Source organism: Streptomyces sp. NPDC053069 (assembly GCF_044546895.1).
Taxonomy (GTDB): Bacteria; Actinomycetota; Actinomycetes; order Streptomycetales; family Streptomycetaceae; genus Streptomyces.
The window spans coordinates 132895-145741 of record NZ_JBITZN010000001.1 but is presented as its reverse complement, the minus strand read 5'-3'; the positions used below and the strand labels follow the sequence as shown (position 1 = coordinate 145741).

At 73.2% G+C, this 12847-nt stretch carries 11 protein-coding genes; 10 read left to right on the top strand and 1 reads right to left on the bottom strand.

Features of this window, described 5'->3' with window-relative positions; translation table 11 throughout:
- Nucleotides 1–12 precede the first annotated feature (12 nt).
- The 3 genes from ACIGXP_RS00645 to ACIGXP_RS00635 all read left to right on the top strand — a co-directional run bounded on the left by ACIGXP_RS00645 (nt 13) and on the right by ACIGXP_RS00635 (nt 3039).
- Nucleotides 13–423: an STAS domain-containing protein gene (locus ACIGXP_RS00645; protein WP_399762634.1), complete on the top strand. Its 411-nt coding sequence runs from the start codon at nt 13–15 to the stop codon at nt 421–423.
- 177 nt (nt 424–600) lie between these two features.
- Complete coding sequence (locus tag ACIGXP_RS00640; RefSeq protein WP_399762632.1) at nt 601–2130, top strand: ANTAR domain-containing protein; 1530 nt, start codon at nt 601–603, stop codon at nt 2128–2130.
- 453 nt (nt 2131–2583) lie between these two features.
- Nucleotides 2584–3039 (top strand): RpiB/LacA/LacB family sugar-phosphate isomerase, encoded by a 456-nt coding sequence (locus ACIGXP_RS00635; RefSeq protein ID WP_399762630.1) that lies wholly within the window; start codon nt 2584–2586, stop codon nt 3037–3039.
- A 31-nt stretch (nt 3040–3070) separates the two neighbouring features.
- On the opposite strand, the gene ACIGXP_RS00630 is transcribed toward ACIGXP_RS00635, so the two are convergent.
- Nucleotides 3071–3436, bottom strand: a complete 366-nt coding sequence (locus tag ACIGXP_RS00630; RefSeq protein WP_399762628.1) for a DUF6479 family protein — start codon at nt 3434–3436, stop codon at nt 3071–3073.
- 191 nt (nt 3437–3627) lie between these two features.
- On the opposite strand from ACIGXP_RS00630, the gene ACIGXP_RS00625 reads away from it, so the two are divergent.
- The 7 genes from ACIGXP_RS00625 (at nt 3628) to ACIGXP_RS00595 (ending at nt 12819) form a co-directional block, all read left to right on the top strand.
- Nucleotides 3628–3999, top strand: coding sequence for a ferredoxin (locus ACIGXP_RS00625; protein ID WP_399762626.1), 372 nt, complete (start codon nt 3628–3630; stop codon nt 3997–3999).
- Between the two features lie 108 nt (nt 4000–4107).
- Nucleotides 4108–5286 (top strand): acyl-CoA dehydrogenase family protein, encoded by a 1179-nt coding sequence (locus tag ACIGXP_RS00620; RefSeq protein WP_399762624.1) that lies wholly within the window; start codon nt 4108–4110, stop codon nt 5284–5286.
- 9 nt (nt 5287–5295) lie between these two features.
- Entirely contained in the window at nt 5296–6138 is an 843-nt protein-coding gene (locus ACIGXP_RS00615) for an oxygenase MpaB family protein (RefSeq protein ID WP_399762623.1), read from the top strand.
- A gap of 117 nt (nt 6139–6255) precedes the next feature.
- Entirely contained in the window at nt 6256–8391 is a 2136-nt protein-coding gene (locus tag ACIGXP_RS00610) for a tetratricopeptide repeat protein (protein WP_399762621.1), read from the top strand.
- A gap of 91 nt (nt 8392–8482) precedes the next feature.
- The gene (locus tag ACIGXP_RS00605; protein WP_399762619.1) at nt 8483–10066 is read left to right on the top strand and encodes a phytoene desaturase family protein; all 1584 of its coding nucleotides are present in this window, start codon (nt 8483–8485) and stop codon (nt 10064–10066) included.
- A gap of 78 nt (nt 10067–10144) precedes the next feature.
- Nucleotides 10145–11272, top strand: coding sequence for a nitronate monooxygenase (locus ACIGXP_RS00600; protein ID WP_399762618.1), 1128 nt, complete (start codon nt 10145–10147; stop codon nt 11270–11272).
- Nucleotides 11269–12819: an acyl-CoA synthetase gene (locus ACIGXP_RS00595; protein WP_399762617.1), complete on the top strand. Its 1551-nt coding sequence runs from the start codon at nt 11269–11271 to the stop codon at nt 12817–12819. Before ACIGXP_RS00600 ends, ACIGXP_RS00595 begins: the two co-directional genes overlap by 4 nt.
- Nucleotides 12820–12847 lie beyond the last annotated feature (28 nt).

Here is a 12847-nt window from a genome sequence, read left to right as displayed (position 1 = left end):
AGCGCGATCCCCATGGATGACGGTCAGCGCCCCCGTGCCCGGGTCCGCCCCGGCGGCCCGGCCCCGCTGCTCCTGCAGACCGTGCACGAGCACCGCCCCGAGCTCGGCGCGCTCAGCGTGCTGAAGGCCCGGGGCACGGTCGACGCCTCCAACGCCGGGGAGTTCTCCGAGGCGCTCGCCGAGCACATCGCCGAGGCCGACAGAGCCGGCGAACACCCCGTGCTGGACATGACCGAGCTGTATCTCGCCTGCGCCGCGGCGGTGCGCGCCGTCGACCGGGCGACCGGGATCCTCGCCTTCGCCGGTCGCGCCCTGCCCGTCGTACAGCCCCGGCCGCACGTGCGGGAGGCGCTGCGCGCCGCGGGACTGCCGGGTGTGCGGGCCCATGCCACGATGGCGTCCGCCCTGGGTTCCCTGCAGTAACCGCTGGAGGCCGCACGACGCGCGGGGCCGCGGCCCGGCGGCACCGCCTGGTGAGCACACCGGCGGGCATCCGTCCGGCGCGGTGGATGGCGCGATCGCGGGTCGGACACCTACCGTGCACAGTGGTCAGGAAGAGGCCTTTTGAGTCTTCTGCGACGTCCTGATCCCGGTGATGCCATGAAACCCTCTTCCGAACCGCCCGCCGCCCCGGCCCCGCTCGTCATCGAGTCGTCCGTCGTGGAGGGACTGCCCGCCGAGGGAGCGCTGCTGCTGCGCATGTCGGGCAGCCTCGACGCCGCGGGAGCCGAGGCCTGGTCGGCGGAGCTGCGCGGGCACCTGGAGGAGGCGGACCGCGCGGGCCTGCGGCCCGTCCTCGACATGGGCCATGTGCAACTCGGCGGTGCCGCCGTGCTGCACACGCTCAGCGAGACGACCCGGTCGCGCACCGGACGCCCGGACCTGATCATCGTCCGTGCCCGGCCCGGAGTGCGCGAGGCGGTGCACCTGGCCCGCCTGAACGGCGTCCGGCTCTACGCCACCCTCGACGAGGCGCTGCACGAGCTCGCCCGCGCCGCCTCCCGCGTGGAGGACCTGCCCGCCTGGCGGTCGCAGATGGCGGATCCGCTGCGGCCCAGTTACGAGGACCTGCGCAAAGAGGTGCGCGCGCTGCGCGCCCGGGTACGCACCGCGCCGGTCATCGGCATGGCGCAGGGCGTGCTCATGGTCCGCTACGGCCTGCCCGACTCCGGCAGCGCCTTCCGGGTGCTGCGCGAGGCCTCGCAGCGGTTCAACGTGCCGCTGCGCGTCCTCGTCTCCGCGGTGGTGGTGGCCCGGCCCCCGGACGGCGAGGTGTGGTTCCCGGGCCGGCGCTGCCTGCCCGTGCCGCAGCTGCGGATCCTGGCCCGCGACGGCCGTGACCCCCGCTACCGCCGGCAGATGATCGACGCCGTCCTGCACGAGGCGCTGGCCATCGGGCGGGCCCCGGCGGGGTACGTGCGCTTCGTCGACCCGGCCGCGAACACGCTGATGCTGGAGACCCACTACGGCTGCGTGGACACGTTCGTCGACCACCTCGTGCGCGGCCGGGACGAGGGCACGGCCGACGCGGTGGCGCGAGTGCGCGGATGCCGGGTGAGCGTGCCCGACGTGGCCGCCGACGCGCTGCTCTCCGAGGAGTTCCGGCGCGTCCTGCTGACCACGGGTACCGGCGCCCTGCAGAGCGTGCCCGTGCTGTCCTCGGCCGGCTCCTGCACCGGCGTGATCACCCTGCACTGGCCCGACGCCGGGCACCGGCCGACCGCCGCCCAGGCCGAGGCGCTCGGCCTGCTGGCCGCCGACACGGCGGCCTGGCTGAGCTGGTACCACCGCTCGGTACTCCTCGACGCCCTCGAACACCTCCACCGGGCGGCGAGCGGTTCCGCCCCCTTGCCCGCCGCATCCGGCGCGGGTGACCCGCACGGCTCTGGGAACCCGGAGCGTGCACGCACCCCGCACCATTCGGAGGGAGTCCGGCGCATGTCCAATCCGCAGCAGCCCGAACAGCGGCGCAGTGACAAGGGAGGCGCCACCCCGCAGGACAGCGGCGAGCTGAAGGCCCGCCAGACGGCCGACCGGAAGGCGGGCCGCCCGCACGGCTCGGACAAGGGCGAGAAGGGCGGCGGCGAGAGCGGCGGCGTACCTCCGTCCCAGCGCCCCGACCACCCCTGACCGCCCCCCGGCTCCTGTCGGCGGGTCCCGGTCGGCGCCCGAGCGCCCACCGGGGCCTCAGCAAGGAGCCCCGGACCTCCGGCAAGCCACCACCCGCCCACCGGCCCCGCCACCCGGCAGCCACGCCGGGTGGCGATGGCGCTCGCGGGGCGGGGACGAGCGTGCCGACGGCCGGCGGGGAGCGGTCCGCGGGCCTGTAAGGCGGTGGCGGTGCGCCTGGTGAACAGGCGGTCGGGTGCTTGCGCGGGGTGCCCGTGCTGCGGTCGTGGGGGCGAGACCGAGCGGCTGCCGATGGGCGTCCCCGCCCCTGCCCGTGTCTTCCGACGCGGGGACGAGCGCGTGCCGGGCGGGCAGCCTTGGGTCGTGCCCGTACCCGGGCGCACACCGGCCGCCGCCTCCAGGAGGCGTGCCGCGCCCCGTCCGGCGTCGCATCCCAGGCGCTAGGCTCCCGGTATGCGGATCTCCGTCTCCTCCGACATGGACGAGCCCGTGGCCCGTCTGCTGATCGCCGAGTTGCAGCGCCGTGGCCACGAGGTCCGGGCGTACGGCGCGCTGCAGCCGGGCGCCGACGCGCAGTGGGCGGTCTGCTCGGCGGCGGCCGCCCGGGACGTGGCCGAGGGCGCGGCCGATCAGGCGGTGGTGTGCTGCTGGACCGGCACGGGCGCGTCCATCGCGGCCAACAAGGTGCCCGGCGTACGCGCGGCGCTGTGCACGGATGCCGTGACCTCGGACGGTGCGCGCCGCTGGAACGATGCCAACGTCCTCGCGCTGAGCCTGCGCCTGACCTCCGAACCGCTGCTGAAGGAGATCCTCGACGCCTGGTTCGCGGCGGAACCCAGCCAGGACCCCGAGGACCGGCAGAACGTGGCCCGCGTCGGCCGCCTGGACGCCGCCCGCAAGGATTCCTAGGGGCGTAGGGCGGTCCGGCGCGGGCCGGGATTCAGTGGGCGCCCAGTCCGCCGCCGCCGAACGAACCGCTGGAACCCCGGCTCCAGCGCGGACGATCCTTCGACGCGCTCGGCTTGGAGTCCATGTTGCTCAGCTCGTACGGGGTGAGCGGACGGCTGCCCTTGGGGACCTGGGGAACCTCCTGGGATTCTCTGTTCTCCCGCAGTTCGCGCACCGGGCCGTCCGGCGGCAGCTTGGGCTGTTCCTCGGGCCGCGGCCGAGGAGACTCGCGGTACTTGACGCGGGAGTTCATCCAGAAGCCGCCGGCGAGCAGCGCCAGGACACCCATGGCCACGATGAACAGAACCAGGCTCATCAGGCCGCTCGCTGCGGCCAGCTGCGTCGATGCGGTACTCATACAACTAGGCATACCCCGCCCAGAACCGGACGAACCGGACACAATGCGTGACGGCGGTGGACGTACCGCGCGGTCCCGGCACCCATGGTGCGCGGCGGCGCGGCGCCCCCCGCCGCCGTGCGCGTCGACACCGGCGCCCTCTGCGGCCCGGATGGTGGTTTGCCGTGCTGTGCCCCGGCTACCCGCACGATGTGACATCGCCCACCTCGCAGCAGCTCTACCGGTTCCTGGAGGACCGCTTCGCCTGTGCACAGGCGTGCACCGAGTGCGCCAGGGCCTGCGCGGTGCGCGCGAGCCTGGTCGACCCGGACGGCACCGAGCGCCAGGAGCGGGTGCGCAGACTGGGCATCATGTGCGCCGAGGTGTGCGACTCCACGTGCCGCATCCTGGGCGAGGAGAACCGGCAGGACGAGGACGAGATCCGGGTCCGGCTCGACTGGTGCCGCTCGGCCTGCCTGGAGTGCGCCCGCGCCTTCGACGACCAGCCCGGCGCCGAGTCGGCCGCAGCCACCTGCCGGGCGTGCGCCGACGCCTGCTCGGAGTTCCTGCACAGCCTCGTGTGACCTTCCCGCGGCAAGCCCGGAATTCCCCGGGACACGGCATTCCCTATTTCTGAAACACGTTCTACGGTGTGCGCCGTCAGGACCGCCCTTGGGGAGCCTGGAGGCGCCGTGCACCTCGACCACACGCCCGAGCAGCAGCGACTGCGCGCCGAGCTGCGCGCCTACTTCGCGGAACTGGTTCCGGACAACGCCTACGCCCGGTACGCCGACCCGGCCGCCCAGAAGCGGTTCTACCGGGACACCATCCGCCGGCTCGGCACCGACGGCTGGCTCGGCGTCGGCTGGCCGAAGGAGTACGGCGGGCGCGGCATGACGGCGATGGAGCAGTTCATCTTCTTCGACGAGGCCGCGCAGGCCGGCGTACCACTGCCGCTGATGGCGCTGAACACGGTCGGCCCGACGCTCATGCGGTTCGGCACCGACGAGCAGAAGGCGTACTTCCTCCCGCGCATCCTCTCCGGCGAGATCGACTTCGCCATCGGCTACAGCGAACCGGACGCCGGCACCGACCTCGCCTCCCTCAGGACCAGGGCCGTACGCGAGGGCGACGAGTACGTCGTCAACGGGCAGAAGATCTGGACGACGAACGGGGACACCGCGGACTGGGTGTGGCTCGCCGTGCGCACCGACCCGGACGCCCCGCCGCACAAGGGCATCACCATGCTGCTGGTGCCGACCTCCGACCCGGGATACTCCTGCACGCTCATCACCACGCTCGCCTCCCACGACACCACCGCGAGCTACTACGAGAACATCCGCGTCCCCCTCTCCCGCCGCGTCGGCGAGGAGAACCAGGGCTGGCGGCTGATCACCAACCAGCTCAACCACGAACGCGTCACCCTCGCCGCGCACGGCACCATGGCCGTCCGCGCCCTGCACGACGTCCAGCGGTGGGCGACGGAGACGAAACTCGCCGACGGCCGCCGCGTGGTGGATCTGGGCTGGGTACGCCGGCTCCTCGCCCGCACCCACACCCGGCTCGACGCGCTGAAGCTCCTGAACTGGCAGATGGTCACGGCCGTCCAGGACGGCACACTCACCCCGCAGGACGCCTCCGCCGTCAAGGTCTACGGCTCCGAGGCCCGCCGCGACGCCTACGCCTGGCTCATGGAGATCGTCGGCGCCGCGGGACCGCTGAAGGAGGGCTCGGCGGGTGCCGTCCTGCACGGCGAACTGGAGCGCGGCTATCGCTCGGCGGTCATCTTCACCTTCGGCGGCGGCAACAACGAGATCCAGCGCGAGATCATCTCCTGGATCGGCCTGGGGATGCCGAGGGTACGGCGCTAGCCTGCGGGCATGGGCGATCCCGGGCTGTTCACGCCGAACTCGGTGACCTGGCAGATGCACGGCGACCCCATGATGTGGGTCGCCGGCGTCCGCGCGCTCTACCTTCAGGCCCTGCACCCGCGCGCGGTCCGCGGGGTCATGCAGAACTCCGACTTCCGGCGCGACGCCTGGGGCCGGCTGATGCGCACCGCGAACTTCGTCGGCACGACGACCTACGGCACCACGCAGGCCGCCGAGCGGGCCGGCGCGCGCGTACGGAAGATCCACAGCATGCTGACGGCCACCGACCCGGACACCGGCGAGCGCTACGGCGTCGACGAGCCCGAACTGCTGCTGTGGGTGCACTGCGCGGAGATCGACTCCTATCTGCACGTGCTGCGCCGCTCGGGCTTCCCGCTCACCGACGCCCAGGCCGACCGGTACATAGCCGAACACCGGGTCAGCGCGCGCCTGGTGGGCCTGGATCCGGAGACCGTACCGGCGAGCCGGGCCGAACTCGCCGCGTACTTCGACAGGGTACGGCCGCAGCTGGCGGCGGGGCGCGAGGCACGCGAGGTGGACGACTTCCTGCTCCGCCCGCCGACGCATCCCCTCCTCGTCCCGGCGCGCGAGGCGCTGTGGCGGCGCGTGGCGCAGTTGGCGTACGCCGCTCTGCCGCCGTACGCCCACGAGCTGTACGGCAGACCGGCCCCCGCACCTGCCGTCGTCACCCGCCGGTTGCGGGCCACGGGCGCGCTGCTGCGCCGCGTTCCGGCACGTGTGCGCTGGCAGCTGCCGCCCAAACACATCCTGAGGGCCATGGCGAGGCTCGGCCCGCAGGCACGTCCGGCACCGTACAAAGTCGGACGATAGACCGCCATACTGGACGGGCAGGGGGGTGTGGCGCGGATCGGGACGGCGCGGTGGGGCGCGGTTCCGAGCCGGCCTCCTGGGCGGCGGGGCGGACGGCGACGGGGGCGGCGGATCGCTATGGGGGAGAACAGGCTGGTTCAGGACCGGTACCGGCTGCTCGACCTGATCGGGCGGGGCGGGATGGGCGAGGTGTGGCGGGCCCGGGACGAGTCCCTCGGCCGGCAGGTCGCCGTGAAGTGCCTCAAGCCGCTCGGCCCCCACCACGATCCGTCCCTCACCCGCGCCCTGCGGGAACGCTTCCGCCGCGAGGCACGGGTGGCGGCCGCCCTCTCGCACCGCGGGGTGACCGTCGTCCATGACTTCGGCGAGTCCGACGGGGTGCCGTACCTGGTGATGGAGCTGCTGGAGGGCCGGGACCTGAGCCGGCTGCTGGAGGACAACAAGGGGCATCCGCTGCCCGTGGACGACGTGGCGGACATCGCCGCCCAGGTCGCCGCCGCCCTCGCCTACACCCATGAACACGGCGTCGTCCACCGGGACTTGAAGCCGGCCAACATCGTGCGGCTGGCCGACGGCACCGTGAAGATCTGCGACTTCGGCATCGCCCGCCTCGGCCACGACATCGGCTTCACCGCCCGGCTCACCGGCACCGGCGTCGCCCTGGGCACCCCGCACTACATGTCTCCGGAGCAGATCGGCGGCGATGCGGTCGACCAGCGCAGCGACCTGTATTCGCTGGGCTGCGTGCTGTACGAAATCGCCACCGGGGCCCCGCCGTTCGACCTGGAGGACGCCTGGGCGGTCCTCATCGGCCACCGCGACACCCCACCCCGCCCCCCACGCGAACAGCGCCCGGAACTGCCGGTCCACCTGGAGGACGTCATTCTCACCTTGCTGGCCAAACGGCCGGAGGAACGGCCGCAGGATGCCGGGGAGCTGGTCCGCCGTCTCCTGGGCGGCCGCACAACGGCCACCGCCGTTCCTGCCGTTCGTATTCCGGACGTGAGAGACGGAACCCGTCTGCCGTCCTGGACCCGGGACATGACCACCGGCCACAAGGCTCTCAGCGCCGACTTCCGCGCACTGCCGCCCGACTCGGGCGCGGCTCTGTCAGCCCGCTGGGTCGCAGCGCCCGGAAGGGGCGCGGGGCCGTATCCGACGGGCGACCACCGTCACGCGGGCGTGCCCGGTCACGGGGGTCCCGCAGACGCCCGACGACCCCAACCGGCCCTTCCCGAGGCGCGCACGGCACTTCCCGAGGAGGGCACCGCCGCCTCCGCCCTCCTGCGCGCCGGCCGGGCCGCCGAGGCGCTGGCCGCCTACACGGATCTCGCGGAGACCAGAGCACGTGTGCTCGGCGGCGACCATCCCGACACCCTCGCCGCCCGCCAGGAGACGGCCTATGTGCTGGGACGGCTGGGCCGCCACTTCGAGGCCCACCAGGTGTACGCGGAGGTGCTGGCCGCCCGGGTGCGCGTCATGGGCCCCGACCATCCCGACACCCTGCGCTGCCGCCACAACCTCGCCTGCACCCTCGGCCGGCTCGGCCGCCTGGACGACGCCTGCCGTACGGCCCTGGAGGTGGCCGCCGCCCGGGCCCGGGTGCTCGGTCCCGACCATCCCGACACCCTGGTCTCGCGCTGCGAACTCGCCTACGCCGAGGGCCAGTCGGGCCGCTGGGAAGAGGCGCTGCGCATCTACCGCGAGGTCGCCGGGGCCAGAGCGCGCGTCCTCGGCGCCGACCACCCCGACACGCTCGCCGCCCGCTACGAGACCGCCCTCAGCCTCGGCCGCCTCGGTCGCAGCGCGGACGCCCTGCGCGTGTACCGCGAGCTGGTCGGGGACCGCACCCGCGTCCAGGGCCCCACCCATCCCGAGACCCTGCGCGCCCGGCACGGCCTCGGGGTCAATCTCGGCCGGCTCGGGTGCTGGGAGGACGCCCTGACCGAGGCCCGGGAGGTGTGCCTGCTCCGCGAGCAGACCCTGGGGCCCGCGCACCCCGACACGCTCGTCAGCCGCCGTGAGGTCGCGGTCGCCCTGGGCTGGCTGGGCCGCTGGGAGGAGGCCCTCACCGAGTACCGGCGGATCACCGCGACCCGCGAGCAGATCCTCGGCCCGGACCACCCCGACACCCTCGCCGGCCGCAACGACGAGGCGCACTGTCTCGAACGCCTGGGCCGCAGCGCCGAGGCGGTGGAGCTGTACCGGCGGGTCGCCGTACTGAGTCGGCAGCGGCCTTCCGGCGGGCGGTGACAGCGGAGCGTCCCGGCCGGCCACCGGGCGGCGACGAGGACCACCGGTACGTGCTCTCGCCGACCGGGATCATCCCGTGTTACCAAGAACCATGTCTGCCAACGAGGGAACCCGCGCGTACGACGCCGTCATCGTCGGCGGCGGCCACAACGGCCTGGTCGCCGCCGCCTACCTGGCCCGCGCCGGCCGTTCGGTGCTGGTGCTGGAACGGCTCGACCACACCGGCGGTGCCGCCGTCTCCACCCGCCCCTTCGCCGGTGTCGACGCCCGGCTGTCGCGCTACTCGTACCTGGTCAGCCTGCTGCCGCAGAAGATCGTGCGCGACCTCGCCCTGGACTTCCGCGTCCGCTCCCGCACCATCTCCTCCTACACCCCGGCGGAGCGGGACGGCCGGCCCACCGGACTCCTCGTCGGCGGCGGCGAGTCCCGCACCAGGGAGGCCTTCGCCCGGCTGACCGGCGGCGACGACGAGTACAGGGCGTGGCAGCGCTTCTACGGCATGACTACGCGGGTCGCCGAGCGTGTCTTCCCGACCCTCACCGAGCCCCTGCCCAGCCGCGAGGAGCTGCGCCGCCGCATCGACGACGAGACCGCCTGGCGAACCCTGTTCGAGGAACCCATCGGCGTCGCCGTCGAGGAGAACTTCACGGACGACCTCGTCCGGGGCGTGGTCCTCACCGACGCCCTCATCGGCACCTTCGCCGACGCCCACGACCCCTCCCTGGCCCAGAACCGCTGCTTCCTCTACCACGTCATCGGCGGCGGTACCGGCGCCTGGGACGTGCCCGTCGGCGGCATGGGCGCCCTCACCGACGCCCTGGCCGCCGCCGCCCGGTCGGCGGGCGCGGTCGTCGCGACCGGGCACGAGGCGGTCCGGATCGCCACCGACGGCGAAACCGCCGAGGTCACCTACCGCACGGCCGACGGCGAGGGCGTCGCCGCCGCCCGGCACGTCCTGGTGAACGCCTCTCCGCAGGACCTGGCCACGCTCACCGGCGACGCGGCGCCCGAACCCGCCGAGGGAGCCCAGCTCAAGGTCAACATGCTGCTCACCCGGCTGCCCGGGCTGCGCGACCCGGCCGTCGACCCGCGCGAGGCCTTCGCCGGCACCTTCCACATCGCCGAGGGCTACCGGCAGCTGGCCACCTCCCACGCCCAGGCCGCCGCCGGTGAAATCCCCGCCGTGCCGCCCTCGGAGATCTACTGCCACTCCCTGACCGACCCCACCATCCTCGGCCCCGACCTCGCCGCGCGCGGCTACCAGACGCTCACCCTGTTCGGCCTGCACACCCCCGCCCGGCTCTTCGACCGGGACAACGACGCCGTACGCGACGAACTGCTGAAGTCCACCCTCGCCCAGCTCGACGCCCACCTCGCCGAACCCCTCGCCGACTGCCTGGCCACGGACGCCGACGGTCGCCCCTGCATCGAGGCGAAGACCCCGCTCGACCTCGAACGGGACCTGCGGCTGCCCGGCGGCAACATCTTCCACCGCGCCCTGTCCTGGCCCTACGCGCAGCCGGAAACGGGCCGCTGGGGAGTGGAGACCCGGCACCCGAACGTGCTGCTGTGCGGCGCGGGCGCGGTGCGCGGGGGAGGGGTGAGCGGCGTACCGGGACACAACGCGGCGATGGCGGTGCTGGAGACCACCGCAGAACGCGACAGGGCGAAGTGACGTCACAGCGCGAAAAGAATCTGACGTTCCGTCAGAAAAGCACTTCCGTCGTCCAGCCGACTGCGGCATCCTGCGCCCATGCAGACGGAGCTGAGCAGGAAACTGGGAGTCGAGCACGCCGTCTTCGGCTTCACGCCGTTCCCCGCCGTCGCCGCGGCCATCAGCCGGGCCGGCGGCTTCGGCGTGCTCGGCGCGGTCCGCTACACCGCCCCCGACGACCTCGCACGCGACCTCGACTGGCTCGACGCACACACCGGCGGCCGGCCCTACGGGCTGGACGTCGTCATGCCCGCCAAGAAGGTCGAAGCCCCGGAAAACCACACACTGACCGAGGCAGACGTCGAGGCCATGATCCCCGAGGGCCACCGGGAGTTCGTGCACGAGACCCTCGCCAAGTACGGCGTCCCGGAGCTGGCCGAGGGCGAGGCGTCCGGCTGGCGCATCACGGGCTGGATGGAACAGGTCGCCCGTACCCAGCTCGACGTCGCCTTCGACCACCCGATCCGGCTGCTCGCCAACGCCCTCGGCTCCCCGCCCGCCGATGTCGTCGCCCGCGCCCACGACCGGGACATCCTGGTGGCCGCGCTCGCGGGCAGCGCCCGGCACGCCCGCAAGCACCAGGAGGCGGGCATCGACATCGTCGTCGCCCAGGGCTACGAGGCGGGCGGCCACACCGGCGAGATCGCCACCATGGTGCTCACCCCCGAGGTCGTGGAAGCCGTCGACCCGCTGCCCGTGCTGGCCGCGGGAGGCATCGGCAGCGGACAGCAGGTGGCCGCGGCCCTCGCCCTCGGCGCCCAAGGAGTATGGCTGGGCTCGCTATGGCTGACCACCACAGAGGCGGACCTGCACTCCGCCGCCCTGACCCGCAAACTCCTCGCCGCCGGCTCCGGCGACACCGTCCGCTCCCGTGCCCTGACGGGCAAGCCCGCACGTCAGCTCCGTACCGAGTGGACCGACGCGTGGGACGACCCGGCCGGACCCGGCACCCTGCCCATGCCGCTGCAGGGCCTGCTGGTGGCCGAAGCGGTCTCCCGCATCCAGAAGTACGAGGTCGAACCGCTGCTCGGCACCCCGGTCGGCCAGATCGTCGGCCGGATGAGCAGCGAACGCAGCGTCCAGGCCGTCCTCGACGACCTCACCCGCGGCTTCGAGGAGGCCGTGGACCGCATCAACCGCATCGCCGGAAGGAGCGGCCAGTCGTGAGCACACCCCCTGCCGGTTTCTGGGCCCAGGCCGCCCAGCACCCCGACCGCACCGTCCTGGTCGCCCCCGACGGCGAGGAATGGACCGCCGAACGCCTGCACTCCGCCGCCAACAAGCTCGTCCACGGGCTGCGCGCGGCCGGACTGGAACGCGGTGACGCCTTCGCCGTCGTCCTGCCCAACGGCGTCGAGTTCCTCACCGCCTACCTGGCCGCCACCCAGGCCGGCCTCTATCTGGTCCCGGTCAACCACCACCTCGTCGGCCCCGAGATCGCCTGGATCGTCGCCGACTCGGGCGCCAAGGTGCTCCTGGCCCACGAGCGGTTCGCCGACGCGGCGCGCCGGGCCGCCGACGAGGCCGGACTCCCGGCCACGCACCGCTACGGGATCGGTGCGGTCGACGGCTTCCGGCCGTACGCCGAACTCCTCGACGGGCAGCCCAAGTCGCCCCCCTCCGGCCGCGAACTCGGCTGGGTCATGAACTACACCTCGGGTACGACGGGACGCCCGCGCGGCATCCGCCGTGCACTGCCCGGCAGGCCGCCCGAGGAGTCCTACCTGGGCGGCTTCCTCGGGATCTTCGGCATCAAGCCGTTCGACGACAACGTCCACCTGGTTTGCTCGCCGCTCTACCACACGGCCGTCCTGCAGTTCGCGGGCGCGTCCCTGCACATCGGCCACCGCCTGGTCCTGATGGACAAGTGGACCCCCGAGGAGATGCTCCGCCGCATCCACACCCACCGCTGCACGCACACCCATATGGTCCCCACCCAGTTCCACCGCCTGCTGGCCCTCCCCGACGAGGTGAAGGCCCGCTACGACGTGTCCTCCATGCGGCACGCCATCCATGGCGCGGCCCCCTGCCCCGACCACGTCAAGCGAGCCATGATCGACTGGTGGGGGCACTGCGTCGAGGAGTACTACGCGGCCAGCGAGGGCGGCGGTGCGTTCGCCACCGCGGAGGACTGGCTGAAGAAGCCCGGGACGGTCGGCAGGGCCTGGCCCATCAGCGAACTCGCGATCTTCGATGACGACGGCAACCGGCTCCCACCGGGACAACTGGGCACCGTCTACATGAAGATGAGCACCGGCGGCTTCTCGTACCACAAGGACGAGACCAAGACCCGCAAGAACCGCATCGGCGACTTCTTCACCGTCGGCGACCTCGGCTACCTGGACGAGGACGGCTACCTCTTCCTGCGCGACCGCAAGATCGACATGATCATCTCCGGCGGGGTCAACATCTACCCGGCCGAGATCGAGTCCGTGCTGCTCTCCCACCCGGCCGTCGCCGACGCCGCCGCCTTCGGCATCCCGCACGACGACTGGGGCGAGGAGGTCAAGGCGGTCGTCGAGCCGGCCCCCGGCCATGAACCGGGCCCGGCCCTCGCCACCGCCCTGCTCGACCACTGCGCCGAACGGCTCGCCGGCTACAAGCGGCCCAAGAGCATCGACTTCATCGCCGAGATGCCCCGCGATCCCAACGGCAAGTTGTACAAGCGGCGGTTGCGGGACCCGTACTGGCAGGGGCGTACGCGGGCGGTGTGACCGCGTCCCGGCGCGAAGCGGGAACGGC

Excerpts from the sequence above, each read along its gene's own strand:
- ACIGXP_RS00615 (WP_399762623.1), top strand. The coding sequence starts at position 5,296 with ATGGGCGATCCCGGGCTGTTCACGCCGAACTCGGTGACCTGGCAGATG.
- ACIGXP_RS00610 (WP_399762621.1), top strand. The coding sequence starts at position 6,256 with ATGGGGGAGAACAGGCTGGTTCAGGACCGGTACCGGCTGCTCGACCTG.
- ACIGXP_RS00635 (WP_399762630.1), top strand. The coding sequence starts at position 2,584 with ATGCGGATCTCCGTCTCCTCCGACATGGACGAGCCCGTGGCCCGTCTG.
- ACIGXP_RS00600 (WP_399762618.1), top strand. The coding sequence starts at position 10,145 with ATGCAGACGGAGCTGAGCAGGAAACTGGGAGTCGAGCACGCCGTCTTC.
- ACIGXP_RS00630 (WP_399762628.1), bottom strand. The coding sequence starts at position 3,436 with ATGAGTACCGCATCGACGCAGCTGGCCGCAGCGAGCGGCCTGATGAGC.
- ACIGXP_RS00640 (WP_399762632.1), top strand. The coding sequence starts at position 601 with ATGAAACCCTCTTCCGAACCGCCCGCCGCCCCGGCCCCGCTCGTCATC.
- ACIGXP_RS00605 (WP_399762619.1), top strand. The coding sequence starts at position 8,483 with ATGTCTGCCAACGAGGGAACCCGCGCGTACGACGCCGTCATCGTCGGC.
- ACIGXP_RS00645 (WP_399762634.1), top strand. The coding sequence starts at position 13 with ATGGATGACGGTCAGCGCCCCCGTGCCCGGGTCCGCCCCGGCGGCCCG.